The 20,038-nt window shown below is 52.2% G+C and carries 17 protein-coding genes; 11 read left to right on the top strand and 6 right to left on the bottom strand.

Translation table 11 applies throughout. From position 1 onward, the window contains the following. Window positions 1–72: 72 nt before the first annotated feature. The 6 genes from BUB16_RS08595 to BUB16_RS08570 all read right to left on the bottom strand — a co-directional run bounded on the left by BUB16_RS08595 (window position 73) and on the right by BUB16_RS08570 (window position 6,976). Entirely contained in the window at window positions 73–780 is a 708-nt protein-coding gene (locus tag BUB16_RS08595; RefSeq protein WP_170864336.1) for a 3-keto-disaccharide hydrolase, read from the bottom strand. A gap of 227 nt (window positions 781–1,007) precedes the next feature. After that, window positions 1,008–2,225 (bottom strand): hypothetical protein, encoded by a 1,218-nt coding sequence (locus BUB16_RS08590; protein WP_073062293.1) that lies wholly within the window; start codon window positions 2,223–2,225, stop codon window positions 1,008–1,010. Between the two features lie 95 nt (window positions 2,226–2,320). Further along, entirely contained in the window at window positions 2,321–3,382 is a 1,062-nt protein-coding gene (locus BUB16_RS08585; RefSeq protein ID WP_073062289.1) for an aldose 1-epimerase family protein, read from the bottom strand. Window positions 3,383–3,713: 331 nt separating this feature from the next. Beyond that, window positions 3,714–4,871: a Gfo/Idh/MocA family protein gene (locus BUB16_RS08580; protein WP_073062287.1), complete on the bottom strand. Its 1,158-nt coding sequence runs from the start codon at window positions 4,869–4,871 to the stop codon at window positions 3,714–3,716. Between the two features lie 40 nt (window positions 4,872–4,911). After that, window positions 4,912–5,955 (bottom strand): sugar phosphate isomerase/epimerase family protein, encoded by a 1,044-nt coding sequence (locus BUB16_RS08575; protein WP_073062284.1) that lies wholly within the window; start codon window positions 5,953–5,955, stop codon window positions 4,912–4,914. Between the two features lie 430 nt (window positions 5,956–6,385). Then, window positions 6,386–6,976, bottom strand: coding sequence for an RNA polymerase sigma factor (locus tag BUB16_RS08570; RefSeq protein WP_084088142.1), 591 nt, complete (start codon window positions 6,974–6,976; stop codon window positions 6,386–6,388). Window positions 6,977–7,387: 411 nt separating this feature from the next. On the opposite strand from BUB16_RS08570, the gene BUB16_RS08565 reads away from it, so the two are divergent. The 11 genes from BUB16_RS08565 to ppdK all read left to right on the top strand — a co-directional run bounded on the left by BUB16_RS08565 (window position 7,388) and on the right by ppdK (window position 19,955). Continuing rightward, complete coding sequence (locus BUB16_RS08565) at window positions 7,388–8,347, top strand: sugar-binding transcriptional regulator (RefSeq protein WP_073062278.1); 960 nt, start codon at window positions 7,388–7,390, stop codon at window positions 8,345–8,347. A 255-nt stretch (window positions 8,348–8,602) separates the two neighbouring features. Beyond that, on the top strand, window positions 8,603–9,061 hold the full coding sequence (locus BUB16_RS08560) for an RrF2 family transcriptional regulator (protein WP_073062275.1): 459 nt from the start codon (window positions 8,603–8,605) through the stop codon (window positions 9,059–9,061). A gap of 208 nt (window positions 9,062–9,269) precedes the next feature. Continuing rightward, window positions 9,270–9,743, top strand: a complete 474-nt coding sequence (locus tag BUB16_RS08555) for a c-type cytochrome (RefSeq protein ID WP_073062272.1) — start codon at window positions 9,270–9,272, stop codon at window positions 9,741–9,743. Between the two features lie 112 nt (window positions 9,744–9,855). Then, complete coding sequence (nosZ, locus tag BUB16_RS08550; protein WP_350354135.1) at window positions 9,856–11,763, top strand: Sec-dependent nitrous-oxide reductase; 1,908 nt, start codon at window positions 9,856–9,858, stop codon at window positions 11,761–11,763. A gap of 91 nt (window positions 11,764–11,854) precedes the next feature. Next, window positions 11,855–12,427, top strand: coding sequence for a hypothetical protein (locus BUB16_RS08545; RefSeq protein WP_073062269.1), 573 nt, complete (start codon window positions 11,855–11,857; stop codon window positions 12,425–12,427). An 18-nt stretch (window positions 12,428–12,445) separates the two neighbouring features. Next, window positions 12,446–12,904 (top strand): nitrous oxide reductase accessory protein NosL, encoded by a 459-nt coding sequence (locus tag BUB16_RS08540; RefSeq protein ID WP_073062265.1) that lies wholly within the window; start codon window positions 12,446–12,448, stop codon window positions 12,902–12,904. Window positions 12,905–12,990: 86 nt separating this feature from the next. Further along, window positions 12,991–14,241 carry a nitrous oxide reductase family maturation protein NosD gene (gene nosD, locus BUB16_RS08535; RefSeq protein ID WP_073062263.1) on the top strand — a complete coding sequence of 417 codons (1,251 nt, stop codon included), beginning with the start codon at window positions 12,991–12,993 and terminating at the stop codon, window positions 14,239–14,241. Next, window positions 14,238–14,948 (top strand): ABC transporter ATP-binding protein, encoded by a 711-nt coding sequence (locus tag BUB16_RS08530; RefSeq protein ID WP_073062260.1) that lies wholly within the window; start codon window positions 14,238–14,240, stop codon window positions 14,946–14,948. Before nosD ends, BUB16_RS08530 begins: the two co-directional genes overlap by 4 nt. Beyond that, a complete protein-coding gene (locus BUB16_RS08525; protein WP_073062257.1) occupies window positions 14,945–15,736 on the top strand; it encodes an ABC transporter permease subunit in 792 nt (263 codons plus the stop codon). The genes BUB16_RS08530 and BUB16_RS08525 overlap by 4 nt, the downstream gene beginning before the upstream one ends. Window positions 15,737–15,922: 186 nt before the next feature. Continuing rightward, on the top strand, window positions 15,923–17,302 hold the full coding sequence (hemN, locus tag BUB16_RS08520) for an oxygen-independent coproporphyrinogen III oxidase (protein WP_073062253.1): 1,380 nt from the start codon (window positions 15,923–15,925) through the stop codon (window positions 17,300–17,302). A gap of 10 nt (window positions 17,303–17,312) precedes the next feature. Then, window positions 17,313–19,955 (top strand): pyruvate, phosphate dikinase, encoded by a 2,643-nt coding sequence (ppdK, locus tag BUB16_RS08515; protein ID WP_073062250.1) that lies wholly within the window; start codon window positions 17,313–17,315, stop codon window positions 19,953–19,955. The last annotated feature ends 83 nt before the right edge of the window (window positions 19,956–20,038 follow it).

The following is a 20,038-nucleotide window of genomic DNA, read 5'->3' as shown; positions in this document are numbered from 1 at the left end:
TTTACTATTTCGTGCATAATCCGGGGTATCTAATTCCGATGCAGTTCACAGGCCCTGCCCGCTTGTTGGTCTCTAAAACGCCTTAAACCGGAAATTTCGAAACTCCACTTTCATGGGAGGACCCCGGTGAATCTGTACACCTAACCAACCCTCCTTGGCCCTGCTTTCTCCATCATCTATGGCAACGCTCATGACTTGCCCGTTGAGCATATGGATGAGCGTGTTCCCGCGAACAACCAGATGGTACTCATTCCAGCCGTCGTTAACAACAGCCACGAGTTCCTCTTCCTGTCCAACGGAACCGATCTCCCTGGGCTTGTCATCTTCGCCCACATGTGTTACCTGTCCCCGCAGGGCCAGAAATTCGCGTCCCCGCTCCTCGTAGAGCTGACCGCTCCACCGATTCGGACCATCGGCATCGGCCTGGTAGCCTTTTAACGCATGCGGTATGCCTTCTACCTTCTCGCTCCGGTAATTGATGCCGCTGTTTCCCTCCGCCGATACCCGGTATTCCACTTTCAGCTCAAAATCCTTAACCTTCTCCTTCCAGATAAAAAAGGTATTTTCATCCAGCAGGTTGCCTTCTGTCACCTCCCCGATCAGTTTCCCGTCTTCAAAGCGCCAGTAGTCGCGGTCGCCCTCCCAGTGGTCAAAGGTTTCCCGGGTTAAAATTTGCTCGAATCCCGCATCCTCATCTTTCGGGGGTTCCGGAAACTGTGCGTGCAGCGGGGAAGCGAATAGTAAAATCATTCCGAGTACTGCAGGTAAAAAATATTTCATATACATGTAATTGGGTTATTCCTTTTGCATTGATCTGTAGTGCCGGGTAATTATAGTATCCGATTAACGGTTAATAACAAAGTAAAATCGCTGTAAAAGACTTCACCGGACGACACCGCTCCGCTCGTTAGCTTAGGGGAGCCGTTTCCCTGCGTCATGTGACGCTCACGAAAAATATGGCGAGGGATAAAAACCTGTGTAAAAGTCCTCTGCTGCATAACACACGATTAAAGATTGAGATCGGGATTTCCCGGGCCGAAGTGCTTAAGCATCACAATGGGGTCGGTTGCGGAGTGATTGACGATCTCCACTCCTCCCGCGGCGGCCTGCTCACTCACAAAATATTCATCGTGGGTAAGCTGTCCGAACCGGATCAGCGAGGGCGTTTCAATCTTCCACTCGCCCATGGTACCGTGTCCCTGCATCATGATCATCCCGTAGGCCGCGGCGTCTTTGACCGTCACGGATTGTCCCGGCAGAACCGTCAGTTCTTTCGCACTGAAAGCCTCCGATTTATAACAGATCCATTTTTCGATGTAGCCTTGGGCTTTCATCTGCTCCGGCGACTCCACGGGCACCGGCTCCATAAAACATTTTTCCTGCAGGTTCCCATCCACATTCAGCTCCCAATCCAGTACTTCTATCAGGAAATCATAATCGCCCACCCGGTCTTCGGGCGTATCCTTCCAAAGCAGCTCCTCCGGCACAATGGCATCTCCGACCAGCGACTGGTACATGGCAAACACATCGGAGGCTTTCTGCGGCTCGTAGGTGCAGAGACTGCCGGGCGCGTGAAGCAGTCCCGGGGGGACATCCCAGCCCGTGCCCGGCTGCAGGCGCTGGGCACGGGAGAGATTGGTAATCTTGTTATCACCCTCGGTAAAGTTCTTCAGGCACTCCATCAGCTGTTCTTTGGTTGTCCCCGGGTTGAGTCCGAAAAAAGTATAGGGAAAATCGCCCCCGTAATTGTTGACCTGCGGGGGGAAATAATACGCCTCGGGCTTGCCATTCTGTCCGGTAAGCCTGGCGTGCTTATCGCGGTGATGCACGTGGTGAGGCAACGCTCCTTTATTATCAAAAAACTTGGAATACATGGGCCACGACTCATGTGCTTTCCAGATCCTCTCGCCGATCAGATCGCCTTTGAGCTCCTGTACGGCCTCCCGCAGGAGTATGCGCCGGGTTGTCCCGTTATCGTCAAACACCACCTCACTCAATCCCTCGATTTCGCCGGTCAGGGGACCGTTGTCAGCCGGTGTCGTAGATGAAAACCACCGCTCGTCAATACCGCCCCGTTCACCTCCCAGCGCATAATAATCGTCCGGATGAAGTTTAATGCGTCGGCCGGGCACGCAGAACGACCGCGGCACCCAGTTCGGTGCAAGTCTCAAAATTCCCTTGCCCTGCTCCAGTGCCTGTTGTGCTATCTGTGAATGATTACTCATCTGTCTTCTGGCTTTGTTTTGTGTTATATAAATATGGAATTAAAACTTTTGGCTGTCATTTTTTAGCTGCTATTTTTTAATTTTTCATTTGTAACTCAATTCCCAATTTCATCAACCGTCAGCGTAATCTCATACATCCGCTTTTCGCCCGCCTCAAGCTGGATCAGGGAGCCCTCCTCGCGCGCTGTTGATTGTCCGATGGGCGGATGGGTCCCCGGCTCCAGCGCCGTCACGTATTCCTTTCCCCCCCAGTGCTGCCAGTTGGTCAGCCATGGAAGCTGAGCCTTGGAAAACTCCAGCTTCATTTCCAAACCCAGCGAACCGTTTGTAATACCGCACCGGCAGTTTCCATCCGCATCCGGGGCGGCATCGATAAACGCCACCGCTTCCCCGTCGCCCCGGTGCTCATTTAGGGGAGCGCTGCATTTTTTAAAGTTGTTGTCGGGATGAAATATCCTCCTGCTCTGTTCATTCGGGGCTTCCCAGTCTCCTTCCCACGCGATATCGGCTCCCTCGTCCACCAGGGGCCAGCCGAAATTCATGTGATACAGCAGCATGTGGGGAGCAGGTTCATTCCCGAGGTTGGTCACTTGATCACGGATCCGGATGACCGGTTCGCCCAGGATAGCCGAGATCGTTCTTTTCAGTTCGAGGTGCGGACCAAAAACCGTGCTTTGGACCATTTTTCCCGTCAGGCTCATCTCCGGCTGATCCGACGATAAGTCAGGCTGACGAACAGATACCATGCTTGCAGGCGTGTGGCTGATCCGGTCATGGAGTCCCCGCTCCCCGTAGTCATCCTCTTCCGGTCCCCCCACATGCGTCAACCCACAGGTTGTAAGAAGTCCCCCGCCGAACGAGTCAAGCCAGGTGGTTCCCCGAACCGCCGCGGGATTGGGCGGCGTCACTCCGAGGTGACTAATCCAGGATAAGCTGTACTGGTGGTAAAAAGCCTCCGCGATATCCATCCCCCGGTCCAGGATAACCTTGAACCGAAGTCCCCCGCCCGTATTGACCCAGCCGAACCTGGTCCCCCTGCCCTGCCCGTCATTCAGAACGGCGGTTTCAATACCGCCCAGCTGCCTGTGATTGGAGACCTTGTCCCTCCAGTAGCCGGAAGAAAGATAACTTTTAGTTTCGGTTGTTGAGTTTGACATTAAATTGGGTTCATTTACAGCTAACGTCAATGGTGCATATGTTGACTGAACAGATATATAGTGATCCTCCCGACAGAGGACCTGAATAGTGCCGGTCAGGGAACATCAAACAATGAAATATCCCTTTTTTCATCATTCTCCGTTCCCTGTCCGGTATGTGTACTATTATTATTCAATTGGATCGCCATATCTTTGCGGTCCCGCAAAAGTGCTTTACACTCCTCGGATGGCCCGTTTTGCCTTCCGATTGTCAGCCTGACTGCAGCACGAATGCCCGGAACGGGCAGTAGTATCAAATACAAAGAATTACTGCTGAGAAAGAATGCTCGTGTCAGGACCAGTCGACACCGGTCTCTTTCCAGCTGCCGGACGAGGCGGAATCAAGAATAGCCTCGCAGACTTTCTGGGTTTCCTGTGCCTCACGGAAGGTCGGAGAGCAGGGTTCTCCTTCTGCCAGGCTGGAAAGAAAGTCCGCTACCTGATGCACAAAGGTATGCTCATAACCGATAGAGAGGCCGGGCACCCACCATTTGTCCATATACGGCTGCTCCCCCTCCGTCACATGGATGGAGCTCCAGCCCCGCACTTCGGGATCGTCCTCGTAATCAAAGAACTCGAGGCGATTCATGTCATGGAGGTCCCACCGGAGCGAGGCATTTTCGCCATTGATTTCCAGCGTATAGAGCGCCTTGTGTCCCCGCGCATACCGGGTCGCTTCAAAAAGACCCAGCGACCCGTTATCAAAATGACAGTGGAAAATACAGGCGTCATCGATCTCCACTTTTTCCTCCTTGCCCGTCTCCTGGTGCATACGCTCTTTCACAAAGGTTTCAGCTACGGCGGAGACATCCCTGATACCCCCGTTCAGCCACATCGCCGTATCGATGCAGTGGGCCAGGAGATCGCCCGTAACACCCGAGCCGGCCACTTCCTTGTCAAGCCGCCACAGCGCCTCCCCGCCCTGGGGTACGTCGGGATTGATGGTAAAATCCTGCAGGAAATTGGCGCGGTAGTGGAATATGCGGCCCAGCTTACCCGAATCGATAATATCTTTAATCAGTGATACGGCCGGGACGCGGCGGTAATTATACCAGACGGTATTCGGCACGCCCGCTTTTTCAATCGCATCCACCATCCGCTGGCCTTCTTCGACATCCCGGGCCAGCGGCTTCTCGCATAACACCATTTTTCCGGCTTCTGCAGCAGCCACCGCAATTTCTTCATGCGTGCTGTTCGGGGTACAGATGTCAACCGCATCGATATCGTCACGGGCGACGACTTCGCGCCAGTCGGTTTCGATCGACTCATACTGCCACTGGTCGGCAAAGGCCCGCACCTTTTCCTCTGTGCGCGCGCAAACTGTTTTTAACACCGGACGGTATTCGACTTCGGGGAAAAAATCATTGACCCGCTTGTACCCATTGGTATGGGTCCGGCCCATGAATCCGCAGCCTATCAATCCGATTCGCAATTCTTTTTTGTCCGCCATTGTACTCTTATAACTTAAGGGTTAAATAGATATTGAAACGCTACTCCGACCAGCCATGCCGGTTGCGAACCTCGATCATGGCCGCGAGAATCCCATTCCAGGTCTCCTGCTGCAACATAACTTCATTGGGGAACATACAGCCGTCCCAACAGATGTGGTTGAATGCCTTGGTCAGCTCGCCGTTTTCGTCGCGCAGCCAGTGCCCGGCATCCTCGGCAATGTCAAGCCGTCCATCCGGATCGTCAGGCAGGCAGTGCCGGCCCGTCTTGTCGTGCGTTCCCGACCCGAATACCGTCCCGTCATTTTGCGCCACATGAAAATCGATCGTCCACGGACGCAGGGCGGCCGTCATCTCTTCCAGTCCTTCGGTCAGCGTCTCCCGGTCTCCCCATTCAAAATCCTGGGGCAGGATCCGGTCGTCGGGCGCGTTATATCCCAGCAGGTACAGCAGGGTATGCGCCATATCGGCCTGGAAACCGATATTCGGTCGATCCACCGCTTCCAGCGTCTGCTCCATCGTCTTCCAGCTGTGCATGCCACCCCAGCAAATTTCACCCTCGGCCGCCAGGTCCTCGCCGTAGTCGGCCGCAACATCACAGGCCTCGCGCCAGGTTTGGACAATCAGCCGGGTCCCCTCCTCCGGATTTTCGGCCCACGTAGCCGGATCCACGGCAGAATCAATGCGTATGACCCCATTGGGACGCACGCCCTCCTCGCGCAGCACGTTGCCTATTTCGCACGATTTTTTTACCTGAGTCACAAAATTCTTACGATCTTCTTTGCTTCCCATAGCCGAACCGCCGCCAATATCGGGCCAAACCGGCGCCACGAGGCTTCCCGCCTCAAGACCATGGCCGGCAATTTTACCGGCCAGTGCTTTTATATCATCCTCGGAACTGTCGATATCGATATGCGGGTCGTACAGGAAAAGATCAATACCATCAAACCCTGTTCCGTCGACCTCAGCTACAGCCGTCATCTCCAGCATGGTATCGAGACCGATGGTCGGCTCGGAATCCGGTCCCTTCCCCACAACTCCGGGCCACGCTGCATTATGTAGTTTTGGATAGTTGTTTTCTGACATTGCTATACATGTTTTAAGATTATAAATAAATTTTGAAAGTAAGCCGCGACATCAAGACACCAAAAGCGAATTATTGGGCCTGCTATCTCGCTTTAAATGGCATTGCTCTTAATAGTCTTGCAATCCGAAATCAAATCAGTCCTCTTCCCCTTTATACAAATATTTTGAAAACGTTTGTTATAAAGAGTCATCCACATTAAAATTATACTATATTTTTTCGACAAAATTTTATTAAAGTTTTTAAAGAGCATGGGCAAAAGATGTCATATCCATCCCGATCAGTCGGGAGATACATCCAAACGGGCTCTCCAAGGTCGCGGGCGGATCTTTCGGTGCCACTCCCACCTTTCCGGAGCATATTTTTTTAAAGCTTCCTTCGACGCCGGAGATATCAGGTTATGGACCTCAACCCCTCAGTCGCAACGGGTCCTTACCCCTGCACATAATCCTGCATTTTACGGATAGCCGCCGATACGTGATTATACACACTCTGCTTGTTTATATCCATTATGCGTGCTATTTCCGTATTGGTAAGACCGTCATAATACTTCAAAAATATGGCTTCCTTCTGCCGGTCGCTGAGCGAACCGATAGCAAGTGAAAGGCGGCGTTCTTTTTCCTGATTATCTTCGAATTGAACAATTAACTCCTCCCGGTTGTGCAGCTCTTCAGCATAATGCTGGTTGTAGCGGTAATTTCGCTTCGTACGATTATTCTTTTTCCGCATTCTGCGAAAGATGAGACGTCTGAGCGATGAGCAGAGATAGGACCTGACGGACCGTGCCTCGTTAATGGACGCTCTTTTTTCCCACAGGATCAGAAAGAGCTCCTGAATCGCATCCTTGACAAACGCCTCCCTTGGAACGATCCTGTAGCCGTATTTAAAAAGCCAGGAATAGGATACGCAAAAAAGTTGCGACAACGCTTTCTCCTTTCCCGACCGTACGTTCCGCCAAAGCTCATCCAGATCCATCCCGCTTGTGGTTCTTTGGCCTTCCACCATGTTCATTTGTGCTAACATAACTATCCTTTCCTTTTATTTAATAAGCTTTCCCACGGTTAATCCGCACTCATCCCTATTTTTACTGCTGTAAAAGTTTTTTACCACTCCTGCAGCATAAATAAACTACCGGCGGATAAATGAACATATGTTCACTAATGAATATATGTTCTGTTAGCAACTTACAAGATTTTTTTTCAATGTCAATAAAAAAATTTTAGCCTTTTTTACATTTCATTGAACTATTACTTTTCACTGTTTCCGTATAACTGGTAACAGGGAGAAACAGGTGGCCAGGGGGATGCGCAGGCATATTTGCTGTTTATACAGATTTCTGTTTTACAATCGTTTGATTATCTTTGGCAGGACTGTCAATCCTGATGCCGAAGATCAAAGGTATCCAATAACGAACGCATTTAGATCCACATTCCTATGGTAAGAGGTGACAAATCCATACAAAACCGCCTGCTGAGCAAGGTCAGCTCCATGTACTATGATCAGAGTCTGAACCAGCAGCAGATTGCCAATCGCCTGCACCTCTCGCGTCCGAAAGTTTCGCGCCTTCTCAAACAGGCCCGGGAGAAAGGCATTGTTCGGATATCTGTCGTTTCTCCCAATGACAGTTTCATGGAATGGGAAAAAGCCCTGGAAAAAAAATACGGGCTCAAAGAAGCCCTGATTATTGATACGGATGCCCGGATATCCGATAAAGCGCTCAAAAGAGAGCTTGGCTCGGCTGCCGCAAATTATCTCCACCGGACCATTACGAAAGGAGATGTCATAGGCGTCTCATGGGGCACTACCCTGCAGGCTATGATCGATGCAATGCCTGAAAAACAGGTGGATGACATTCACGTCGTACAGGCGCTGGGGGGAGTAGGTCCCCCGGAAGCCAAAGCCCATGCGACGGATATCTCCAGGCGGCTTTCCCAGCTTCTCAGCAGTCGATTAACCCTGCTTCCTGCTCCCGGCATTGTGGGAAGTATTGAAGCCAAAAAAATTCTGCTGTCGGACCGGCAGGTCAACGGAGCCCTGAGCTTATTTTCCCGGATCAATACGCTCTGCGTGGGACTGGGAGCGCTTAAAACCAATCCTGTGCTCGACCATGACAACCAAAAGCTGTCTCCGGGAGTGCATGAAGAAATCCTCAATTCCGATGCGGTGGGGGACATTGCATTGCGTTTTTTTGACATTGAGGGGAACGAGATTGATTCAAGCCTGAAGGATCTCGTCATCGGCATATCCATAGAGGAGATGAAAGAAGTTGATACCGTGGTCGGGATCGCCGGCGGTCCCCTGAAAACCGATGTTATCCGCGGAGCCCTGGAAGGCAGCCTTATTGATGTGCTGATTACCGACAACCAAACGGTGGAGGCGCTTCTCTCAGATTAACCAGCGGCTGCGGGATTCCTTGCTCCCCGGTTCGTTTTCCCAACAAGTAATCCAGATAACGCCGACATTGGTCAAAACAACAGTTTTACAAAGGGTTCTACAAAAAACACGCTATCAGGCTACGGAAAAACGGAAAGGCTACCTGTAAACCTGCCGTGCGAAGATTTCCAAATATAAATAAATAGTGAATATATTTGAACTATATCCAAAATCGGGATATATTTAAGACATATTACTCTTAAATAGTCTCTTAATATGCTCTTGTCAAAATCGTGTGTGTACGGATTGCGGGCTACCCTGCTGCTGGCTTCCTATCAAAATGGAGGCTACACTTCCATAAAAGACCTCAGTAATAAACTGGACATCTCTTTTCATTTTCTTACCAAAATTCTGCAGCAACTGACTGCAGCGGAACTTCTGGAATCCATGAAAGGTCCTAAAGGGGGCGTCAGGCTCTCCGGAGAAAGCAGTGATATTACACTGCGGGAGGTGGTAATCGCCATTGACGGTCCCGATATCTTTACGGAATGCGTATTGGGACTGCCGGGGTGCGGAAGCGAAAAACCCTGTCCCATGCATGCGATGTGGGCCGAAACACGCGATGATATTGAGCAAATGCTCCAGACGACCAGCCTGGAGGATATGTCGAAGGAAGGCATGGAGCAGGATTTGCGCATAACAGCCGACGGTCATTTCGTCTGGGGCGAGCCCTGATCATTGCAATACTGCAACCGGAGGAGTCATCAACTGTTGCACATCTGCAATAGTTGACTCATAATCGGGATGGCAACGGTCCCGCATGACCCGTCAAATCTGATGAAAATCCACAAAAATAAGCGTTTTTGAAGGATGGCACGTTTTTTGAGTCAAACAATAATAAAGATAAAATACTCTTAATACTAAATAATAGATCACTACCATTATGCAGATATCTAAAATAGCCGGAGTGCTGGCCTTAGCGGTCGTGCTCATCGCCGGCTGCGGACAAGGTTCGGAGACCGAAAACCAAACCGAAACAGACGGTGACACCAAAAAGGAACAGGAATTAACGGATTTCGAGATGCTGAACGGCGTGGGTCCGGTAGATGAAGAAATCACGATCGAAGAAGTGGACGAAGAGCTGGCCAAAGAGGGAATGAAAATTTTTGATATGAAATGCGGTGCCTGCCACAAAATGGACAACCGCTATGTGGGTCCACCGCTCGGCAGTGTCATGAATACGCGAACGCCGGCTTTCGTGATGAATATGATTTTAAATCCGGATGGGATGCTGCAAAAACATCCCATCGCCCAGTCTTTGCAGGCGGAGTATATCACACCGATGCCCGACCAGCAGCTGAGCCGTGAAGACGCACGCGCAGTCGTTGAATATTTGGTACAGGAATCACAACAATAAACAACCATTAATTAATACCAACATATAAAAGGGTAACATTATGATGATTAAACTGATCAAAAAATCCTGGCTGTGGTCGCTGGCGGCAATAGTACTGTTAGGATTTATCTCTATGGGATGCAGCTCAAACGGAGAGTTCGGCTCTTCGGCGGACGCTGCTGAGAAAGTGTACGTTGCACCGGGGGAATACGATGAATTTTATGGATTCTTTTCCGGAGGATATAACGGTCAACTGGGCGTCTACGGACTGCCCTCGGGACGACATATCTTTACGATTCCGGTCTTTTCACAGGCTGCGGTCAGCGGCTGGGGCTATTCCGAAGAAACCAAACCGATGTTTCAAACGACGGACGGTTTCGTGCCCTGGGGCGATGCCCACCACCCGGAGCTTTCCCAGACCAACGGAGAAACCGACGGACGCTGGGTCTTTATCAATGAAAACAACACCCCGCGTATTGCCCGCATCGGACTGGACGATTTCAAAACCCAGGAAATCATTGAAATTCCAAATTCAGCAGGCAATCACGCCTCATCGTTTGTCACGCCCAATACAGAGTATGTGTCGGCAGCCACGCGCTTCAGCGTACCGATGGATGAAGAGGAACTGCAAAATATGGATGTGAGTATCGACAGCTATAAGGAGAATTTCCATGGGACCCTCTCTTTTATCAAAGTATCCGATGAGGGCGCCATGAGTGTGGATTTCCAAATCCGTATGCCCGGCTTCAACTACGACCTCTCCCACGCCGGCAAAGGTCCCTCTGACGGCTGGTCCTTTTTTACGTCCTACAACAGCGAGCAGGCCCACACCCTGCTGGAAATCAACGCCTCGAAAAATGACAAGGATTATATCGCAGCGGTAAACTGGAGAAAAGCGGCGGAGTATGCGGCGGAAGGCCGGGGGAAAATGATCCCGGGCGAGCACTACCGCAACTATATCGACCATGAAGAAGGCGGAGTCGCCAAAAGTGAGCTGATCGAAGAAGTACGCGTGCTCGATCCCCGCGAGCTCGAGGGACTCGTTTACTTCCTGCCCACTCCCAAATCGCCCCACGGGGTGGACGTGGATCCCTCCGGGCGATACATTGCGGCGGGCGGGAAGCTCTCGACCGTTATCCCGGTCCACTCTTTTGCAAAAATTCAGCAAGCAATTGAAGACGAGGATTTTGAAGGCGAGGAGATGGGCATCCCGGTGCTGAATTATAACTCTATCCTTCACGGAGAGGTTCAGAACCCGGGACTGGGTCCCCTCCACACCGAATTTGACGGAAAAGGGAATGCCTATACCACGGCCTTTATCTCCTCGGAAATTGTCAAGTGGGACCTGGAAACCCTGGAAGTCGAAGACCGCATTGACGTCTACTACTCACCGGGACACCTGATGATTCCGGGCGGCGACAGCCAGAAGCCCGACGGCAAGTACCTGGTGGCGCTGAACAAGATCACCAAGGATCGCTACCTGCCGACCGGACCCGAAATGTTCCACTCAGCGCAGCTGATTGACATTTCCGGGGACAAGATGGAGCTGCTGCTCGACTTCCCCACCGAGGGGGAGCCGCACTACGCCCAGGGTATAGCCGCTGAGAAAGTAATGGACAATCAAAAGCGTTTTTATGAGATAGCTGACAACGCCCATCCCTATGTCACCCAGGGCGAAAAAGAGGCGCGGGTCGAGCGCGACGGGAACACTGTTCACGTGTATATGACCACAATTCGAAGCCACTATGCCCCTGATAACATCGAAGGCATCAAGGTTGGCGACGAAGTGTATTTCCATGTCACCAACCTCGAACAGGATTGGGACGTGCCGCACGGCTTTGCCGTAAAAGGAGCCAACAATGCGGAACTGCTCATTATGCCCGGAGAGACACTGACCCTCAAATGGGAGCCCAAAAAAGCGGGCGTGGTGCCGTTTTACTGCACCGATTTCTGCTCTGCCCTGCACCAGGAGATGTCGGGCTACGTGCGCGTCTCCCCGGCTGACTCTGATGTTGAAATTTCCTACGGAACAGGCCAGTAACATGGCCGCAATCCTCGTGGAAGGGAGGGTGACAGCTCTCTTCCTCTTAACGTGCTACGCATTAATCAATATATAATCAGGTACAGCAACAATGGATAACCAAAAACGCATCTTAATGGCCCTGGCCGCCCTGTTATTAATTGGCGTTTATTTTGTTCCCATCTGGAGCATCGGTATGGAAGCCCCGCAATACCCCGAGGGACTGGGGATGAATATCACCGTCGATAATATTGTAGGCAAGGAGAAAAATGACCTCAATAATATCAACGGGCTCAACCACTATATCGGGATGAAGGAGATTCAACCCGATTCTATTCCCGAACTCAAAATCATGCCGTTTATTTTTGGCTTTCTGATTATAAGCGGACTGATCATCGCCTTTACGGGCAAGCGAAAGTGGATCCTGTACTGGCTCGGGCTGTTTGTGCTGCTGGCTGTAGCGGGACTGGTGGACTTTTACATTTGGGGCTATGACTACGGACATAACTTGAATCCGGATGCCCCGATCAAGGTGCCGGGCATGACCTACCAGCCGCCGCTCATCGGCAGCAAGCAGCTGCTCAATATCGATGCGACGTCTCTTCCCCATATCGGGTTTTACCTGTCGCTGCTTTCCATGAGCATAGCAGGACTCGTCTGGTGGAAAAGCAAAGAGGATGAATAATGAAAATAAAGAAGCACCATGAGATTGTATTTACTAAATATTAAACCCACACCCCTTACTTTTGTCTTAAGCCTGTGGCTGCTGGCAACCGCCTGCAGCCAGGAGCCGGCGGAGATTCACTACGGGAGCGACGAATGCGCCCACTGCAAGATGATGATTACCGATAACCGTTTTGCCTCCCAGATGGTCACCGAAAAGGGCAAGGCCTATAAATTTGATGCCATTGAATGCATGACCGCCTATGCCAGGGAACACCCGGAAACATCAGACGGGGCCCTCCGATATGTGAGCAATTACAATGAGGGGGGAACCTGGCTGCCGGCAACGAAAGCGCAATATGTCAAAAGCGAGGTGGTCAACAGTCCGATGGGCGAATCGCTGCTGGCATTTCCCTCACCGGAGGAGGCCAAACGGCATATCGCCGAACGCCCCGGCAAACTGCTGGAATGGGAAGAGCTGTCCCAGTTAGGCCGGTAAGCAGGGAGCTGCCGGGCGGATTGCGTGTACTGTACATTTTTTGATTTGACCTGTTAAAGAAGAAAGCAAAAAAAAGGATTGAGGCTATGCGACTATTAACACTAATCATAGGATTGGTTACAGGACTGATACTGCTGGGATCGGTTGAGATCACCCAGGCCACGCAGGTTACCGTCTCCAAAGACGGTCCCCTGACTTCGGTGCAGGAGGGCATCGAGCAGGCTGAGAGGGGCGATACGGTACGGGTCAAAGAGGGACGGTATGTCGAATTTGACATACGTATCCGCAAGCCTGTTACCCTGCTGGGCGAGGGGGACGTGATCATCGACGGGGACAGCCAGGGATTTGTCGTGGTCGTTGAAGCCGACCGTGTTACGATCAAAAATATCGGTGTCCACAACAGCAAAGCGGGTTTTATGGACGACTACGCCGGCATACTCGTTGAAAATGCTCACCATGTGCTTATCGAAAATGTACGTCTCGTCAATAATTTTTTCGGGATTTACCTGGCCAAGTCGGAGGGGACGGTACTCAGGAATAATCACATAACGGCGTCGGGACAACGGGAGACCAATTCGGGGAACGGCATCCACCTCTGGTATACAAAGGATGTGGAGATCAGGAATAACTATATACGCGGACACCGCGACGGACTCTATTTTGAGTTCGTGGACGGGGCCTCGATCTCGGAAAACACCAGCGAACAGAATATTCGCTACGGCATCCACTTCATGTATTCGGATAACTGCCGCTACGAACGCAATACCTTCCGGGATAACGGCGGAGGCGTGGCGGTCATGTATACCTCCAATGTCGCCATAATTGATAATCATTTTGCGGATAACCGGGGGTCCTCTGCGTACGGTATGCTGCTGAAAGAGATTAACAGGAGCACCATAACCGGGAATACCTTTGAAAATAACTCGGTGGGGCTCTATATGGAGGCCTCCAGCCGTAACAGGATTGAAAAAAACCGGTTCAGCCAGAACGGCTGGGCTATTCAGCTGATGGCCAACTCCACGGATAACCTGTTCCACCGGAACAACTTTCTGGCCAACTCATTTGAAGTGTCAACCAACAGCAGGCAGCACTTTAACGAGTTCAGGGGAAATTACTGGAGTCAATACGAGGGATATGACCTGAACAGGGATGGCGTCGGGGATGTACCGCACCGGCCCGTACGGCTATTTTCCATCCTGGTGGAAAAACAGCCGCAGTCGCTGCTGCTGCTGCGAAGCCTTCTGATCGATCTCCTTGATGCGGCCGAGAAGTTTATGCCGGCCCTGACGCCCGAAACCCTTATAGATACCGAACCGCAAATGAACAGCGTATCATGATTTCAATCAATAACCTACAGAAAAAATTTGGGGCCCGCACCGTGCTGCAGGATATGAACCTGCAGATTCCCGCCGGACAAGCGACCGGTATTGTCGGTCCCAACGGCTCCGGAAAAACGACGACGATTAAATCGCTGCTGGGGCTTGTCAAACCGACCGCCGGAGAAATATACATCGACGGCAAATCGATCGAAGGCGAGTGGGACTACCGCCGCAACATCGGCTATATGCCGCAGGTGGCCCGTTACCCGGAAAACATGACGGTAGGCGAGCTGCTGTCTTTCATAAAAGCCATGCGCGGGAGCAGAACGGAGCGCGACAGCGAGCTGCTCTCCTATTTTAATTTGGAAAGCGAAGTGGACAAGCGGATGCGGGCCCTTTCGGGCGGCATGCGTCAAAAGGTGGGGGCCATCCTGGCCATGATGTTTGACCCGCAGATACTCATCTTCGATGAGCCCACCGCGGGACTCGATCCAAAATCGAGTGTGCGGTTCAAACAACTGGTGCACGAGGAGAAAGAACAGGGCAAAACCGTATTGCTGACTTCCCATATCATGAGTGAAATAGAGGAATTGACGGATTATCTCATCTTTATGGTCGAGGGCAGAATACGGTATCACGGTCCCATGCATGAACTCATGAAACGACAACAGGAACAGCGGCTTGAAAGCGCCGTGGCAAAAATGATGGAGGAAACAGCGGCATGAAAGCACTGACCATATTACAATATCAATGGAAGGACCTGCTACGGGGAAAATGGATTGTGGGTTATGGGTTTATTTACCTGCTCATTGCCGATGCGATGATTCGCTTCGGCGGCGCCGGTCCCAAAGCGCTGCTCAGCATCTCCAACATCATGCTGCTGCTGATCCCGCTCGTCGGAATGATTTACGGGGCGCTATACCTGTACCAGTCGCGCGAATTTACCGAATTGCTGCTGGCCCAGCCGATCGACCGGCCCACGCTTTTCTGGGGGTTGTTCGGGGGACTCGCCCTGCCGCTGGCGCTGGCTTTTACCGCAGGCACCCTGCTGCCCATCCTGTACAGCGGGATGATTATCACCGCCAGCCTCCGGTCCATCCTGCTAATCCTCCTGCTCGGCAATGTGTTGACGCTCCTGTTTACGGGACTCGGTTTCTGGTTCGGGCTTCGCTTTTTTGAGGACCGCGTCAAGGGACTCGGTTTTGCGCTGGTAAGCTGGTTGTTCTTGGCGGTACTTTATGACGGACTTATCCTGCTGGCGGTCTTTGCTTTTGGGGATTACCCCATCGAAAAACCGATGCTGGGGCTGGCATTGGCCAACCCTATTGATCTGGCGCGCATTACGGTCCTCCTTGAATTTGATATCTCTGCCCTGATGGGATACACGGGAGCGGTCTTCAATCGCTTTTTCGGAAGTGCGGCAGGCATCACCGTCGCGGCCGTCTGCCTGTTGTTATGGACGATTACCCCCCTTTGGCGGGGCAACCGTCTGTTCCTGAAGAAAGATTTTTGAACCGGGTTGCCCAAAAAGTAGGCTATTCCCCTACGTCATGAGTAGGCTTCCTGCTATACAACTTTGGTTAGGATTTTTTTTACTTCATCCGTTCAAATAAAATATGACACGGCAATTATATCTGACGTCTAAAAGGCGATTGATAACCATAAACCATTTATAAATCAAAAAGGCAGCAACCCCGGTATGGATATTAATATAGACCTCGACCTTATTAAAAAATACAACGTCAAGGGGCCCCGCTACACCTCCTACCCTACCGCCGTTCAATTCAGCGAGCCGGAAGACCGCGCTATGGCCGCGCTTCAGCACTACCTGGCGGACCACAACCGCGAGGCGCATCCCGTTTCCCTGTATTTTCATATCCCGTTTTGTTTTTCGCTTTGCTGGTATTGCGGCTGTACGAAAGTGATCACCAAAGACCAGGATCGCGGGGACCTGTACCTCGATTATCTCGAGAAAGAGATGGATCTGATTGCCGGGCTGCTGCACAGGGATTCAGAAGTGATTCAAATTCATTTTGGCGGGGGAACACCCACTTTCCTCACCCCGCGACAGCTCAAAAGGCTCGGGGCTGCGATCACAAAACGATTTACGCTTACTCCATCTACCGAATTCGGGGTCGAGATCGACCCGCGCCGCTGCACCCGCGAGCATATCAACGCATTAAGCCACATTGGCTGCAACCGCGCGTCTTTGGGGGTACAGGATACAAACAAGCAGGTGCAGGAAGCGATCCACCGCATCCAGCCTTTCGAACAAACGGAACAGGTGACCCGGTGGCTGCGCGAAGCCGGCATCAGCTCCATCAATTTTGATCTTATTTACGGGCTTCCCCGGCAGACGCTTGATACTTTCAAACAGACGATGGACGATGTACTCCGGCTGCGTCCCGACCGGCTGGCGGTGTACAGTTACGCCCACATTCCCGGCATTATGCCGGCTCAGAAATTACTCCGCGAAGAAGAAATGCCCTCCACGGATGAAAAACTCGGCATGCTGCGGCAGTCCATCAAATACCTGACGGATAACCAGTACCGCTTCATCGGGATGGATCACTTTTCACGGGAGGGTGACGAGCTCTCCCGGGCCATGGATGAGGGAACGCTCCAGCGAAACTTCCAGGGTTACAGTACCCATTCTGGAGCTGACCTCTACGCCTTTGGCATGTCGGGTATCTCCAATGTGGGGGAATACTACTGGCAGAATAGCAAAGAGCTGGGAGCATATTACCAGCAGCTTGACGCCGGGAATCCCCCCGTTGTTAAAACATTGTCCCTTAGTCGGGATGATCTTATCCGTAAAAATGTTATCATACGTTTGATGTGCCGGATGGGTATCGATTTTTCACATATGTCGAGAAAATGGAACATTCGTTTTGCCGATTACTTTGCGGATGCCCTGTCAAAACTGGCACCATTCGAGGATGATGGTTTGGTTGTTGTATCGCCCGACCATCTTCAGGTTACCGAAAAGGGGCGGCTTTTTTTGCGCAACATCGCCATGTGTTTTGACCGATACCTGGAACTGTCCAAAACCAAACGTAAATTTTCAAAGACTGTATGAGGACAATATTATGAGCACTAAAAAATATGTATATACTTTTGGCGACGGAGAAGCAGAGGGCGACAAATCCATGAAGCAGCTTCTGGGGGGAAAGGGAGCCAACCTGGCCGAAATGAGTGCCATTGGCCTGCCCATCCCCCCCGGCTTTACCCTCTCGGCTGAAATCTGTGACTACTACACCCACTACGACGGCCAGTGGCCCGAAGGGGTGGAAGAGCAGGTCCAGGAGAGTGTTCGTTACCTGGAGAAGCTGATGGATCTTTCCTTCGGCGACGCTTCAGATCCCCTGCTGGTTTCGGTCCGTTCGGGAGCCGCTATTTCCATGCCCGGCATGATGGATACAGTGCTGAACCTGGGACTGAATGACCAGTCGGTACAGGGACTGGCGGAGAAAACGGACAACGAACGGTTTGCCTACGACTGCTATCGACGCTTTATCGATATGTTCGGCAATGTCGTCATGGGTATTGAGCATGAACAATTCGAAGAAGAGCTGCAGGCACTCAAAGAGAAAGAGGAGGTTACGCTGGATACCCAGCTCGGGGTTGAAGAGTTAAAGGAGCTGGTGAATCGCTATCAAACGGTGTATCGCCGGGGCACCGGTAAGGATTTCCCCCAGGATCCGAATAACCAGCTGCACCTGGCCATTGACGCCGTTTTTCGATCCTGGAACGCCAAGCGGGCCAGAACCTACCGCAAAATCAACCGGATCACCGGGCTGGTGGGGACGGCCGTTAACGTGCAGGCGATGGTTTACGGCAACATGGGCAAAGATTGTGCGACCGGGGTCTGTTTTACCCGCAACCCGGCGGACGGCACCAACGAACTATACGGGGAATTCCTGGTGAATGCCCAGGGCGAAGATGTCGTCGCGGGCATCCGCACGCCCCGCAATATCAATGAGCTCAATGAGGATATGCCGGAAAGCTACGACGAGCTGGTTGAGATCACCGATAAGCTGGAACAGCATTACCAGGATATGCAGGATATTGAATTTACCATCCAGCAGGGCCGGCTCTTTATCCTCCAGACCCGCAACGGTAAACGGACGGGAGCGGCGGCGGTTAAAATTGCGACGGATATGGTGGAGGAAGAGCTGATATCCCGCAAAGGAGCGGTCGCCAACCTGGTGGAGCCCGGACACCTGGATCAGCTGCTGCATCCCCAGCTGAGTCAGTCGGATATTGAGGAGGATGCCATTATCGGCCGGGGACTACCGGCCTCGCCCGGTGCTGCCGTGGGAAAAGTGGTATTCAGCTCAGAAAAAGCCGAACAACAGCATGAAAAGGGAGACCCCGTTATTCTCGTGCGAATCGAAACCAGCCCTGAAGATGTGGGGGGCATGTCCGCCGCCGAAGGCATTCTCACCTCACGGGGTGGCATGACCAGTCACGCTGCGGTCGTAGCCCGGGGGTGGGGCAAACCCTGTGTGGCCGGTTGCGGCGACATTATCATCAATTATGAAAACCAGTCATTCAGTAATGGGGAGACAACCATTCACGAAGGGGACTGGATCTCCATCGACGGGGCCAAGGGGCTTGTTATAGAGGGGCAAAAACCGGTGGAGGAACCCTCGTTCGGGGACGATTACCATGCTTTTATGCGCTGGGTCGACGACATCCGCGATATGGATGTCCGAACCAACGCGGATACCCCTGAGGACGCTCTGCGGGCCCGGGACTTTGGAGCGCAGGGGATCGGCCTGGCCCGCACCGAGCATATGTTTTTCGGGGAGGAGCGGATTAAGGCCATGCGGCGGATGATTATTTCTGAAAGCGAGAAAGAGCGGAAGCGGGCCCTGGAGGGCTTGCTTCCCTACCAGCGGGAGGACTTTGTGGAGATCTTTGAAGCCATGGAGGGACTTCCGGTGACGGTGCGGCTGCTGGACCCGCCCCTGCATGAATTCCTGCCCGAAGAAGACGAGGAAATAAAAAGCCTCTCCCGCGAACTGGATATACCGCTGCGGGACCTCAACCAAAAAATTCGGGTGCTCAAGGAATTCAATCCCATGCTGGGTCACCGCGGCTGCCGTTTGGGCATCACCTATCCCGAGATAACCCAAATGCAGACCCGGGCGATCCTGGAAGCGGCGGTCCGACTTAAAAAAGAGGGCAAACGGGTCGAACCCGAAATCATGATTCCCCTGGTGGGGACCTCAGAGGAGTTCATCCACCAGCATGAGGTCGTGGACCATATGGCCGATGAAGTTTTTGCCCGGGAAGGGGAACGGGTCGACTACAAGGTGGGGACCATGATTGAAGTGCCCAGGGCCGCGCTGGTTGCGGACAAAATTGCCGAGGAGGCGGAGTTTTTCTCCTTCGGGACCAACGATCTCACCCAGATGACCTTCGGCTACAGCCGGGATGACGCCGGCAAGTTTCTCGAGCCTTACCTGAAGGAGGGCATTCTGGAGAATGACCCGTTCCAGGTTCTGGACGAAGAGGGCGTCGGCACTCTGGTCCGTATCGCCACCGAAAAGGGACGCAGCGTAAAGAAAGACCTGAAAATAGGAATCTGCGGTGAACACGGTGGCGACCCGTCCAGCGTGCGCTTCTGCTACGAACTGGGACTGAATTACGTCTCCTGTTCCCCCTACCGGGTGCCGGTCGCCCGGCTGGCCGCGGCCCAGGCACGCCTCGGCTCCGAATCATAGCTTCTGCCTTTATTAAAACGGGTGGTTTTTGTACCGTCACCACCCAAAAAAATTATACCTTTAGCAAAATTTATCATATATTA

Origin of the sequence: Fodinibius roseus (genome assembly GCF_900129315.1) — a bacterium.
In the GTDB taxonomy this organism is placed as follows: domain Bacteria; phylum Bacteroidota; class Rhodothermia; order Balneolales; family Balneolaceae; genus Fodinibius; species Fodinibius roseus.
Note: the sequence above shows the minus strand (reverse complement) of the source record. Positions and strands in the feature narration are given on the sequence as shown.

Excerpts from the sequence above, each read along its gene's own strand:
- BUB16_RS08595 (WP_170864336.1), bottom strand. The coding sequence starts at position 780 with ATGAAATATTTTTTACCTGCAGTACTCGGAATGATTTTACTATTCGCT.
- BUB16_RS08590 (WP_073062293.1), bottom strand. The coding sequence starts at position 2,225 with ATGAGTAATCATTCACAGATAGCACAACAGGCACTGGAGCAGGGCAAG.
- BUB16_RS08585 (WP_073062289.1), bottom strand. The coding sequence starts at position 3,382 with ATGTCAAACTCAACAACCGAAACTAAAAGTTATCTTTCTTCCGGCTAC.
- BUB16_RS08580 (WP_073062287.1), bottom strand. The coding sequence starts at position 4,871 with ATGGCGGACAAAAAAGAATTGCGAATCGGATTGATAGGCTGCGGATTC.
- BUB16_RS08575 (WP_073062284.1), bottom strand. The coding sequence starts at position 5,955 with ATGTCAGAAAACAACTATCCAAAACTACATAATGCAGCGTGGCCCGGA.
- BUB16_RS08570 (WP_084088142.1), bottom strand. The coding sequence starts at position 6,976 with ATGTTAGCACAAATGAACATGGTGGAAGGCCAAAGAACCACAAGCGGG.
- BUB16_RS08565 (WP_073062278.1), top strand. The coding sequence starts at position 7,388 with ATGGTAAGAGGTGACAAATCCATACAAAACCGCCTGCTGAGCAAGGTC.
- BUB16_RS08560 (WP_073062275.1), top strand. The coding sequence starts at position 8,603 with ATGCTCTTGTCAAAATCGTGTGTGTACGGATTGCGGGCTACCCTGCTG.
- BUB16_RS08555 (WP_073062272.1), top strand. The coding sequence starts at position 9,270 with ATGCAGATATCTAAAATAGCCGGAGTGCTGGCCTTAGCGGTCGTGCTC.
- nosZ (WP_350354135.1), top strand. The coding sequence starts at position 9,856 with ATGGGATGCAGCTCAAACGGAGAGTTCGGCTCTTCGGCGGACGCTGCT.
- BUB16_RS08545 (WP_073062269.1), top strand. The coding sequence starts at position 11,855 with ATGGATAACCAAAAACGCATCTTAATGGCCCTGGCCGCCCTGTTATTA.
- BUB16_RS08540 (WP_073062265.1), top strand. The coding sequence starts at position 12,446 with ATGAGATTGTATTTACTAAATATTAAACCCACACCCCTTACTTTTGTC.
- nosD (WP_073062263.1), top strand. The coding sequence starts at position 12,991 with ATGCGACTATTAACACTAATCATAGGATTGGTTACAGGACTGATACTG.
- BUB16_RS08530 (WP_073062260.1), top strand. The coding sequence starts at position 14,238 with ATGATTTCAATCAATAACCTACAGAAAAAATTTGGGGCCCGCACCGTG.
- BUB16_RS08525 (WP_073062257.1), top strand. The coding sequence starts at position 14,945 with ATGAAAGCACTGACCATATTACAATATCAATGGAAGGACCTGCTACGG.
- hemN (WP_073062253.1), top strand. The coding sequence starts at position 15,923 with ATGGATATTAATATAGACCTCGACCTTATTAAAAAATACAACGTCAAG.
- ppdK (WP_073062250.1), top strand. The coding sequence starts at position 17,313 with ATGAGCACTAAAAAATATGTATATACTTTTGGCGACGGAGAAGCAGAG.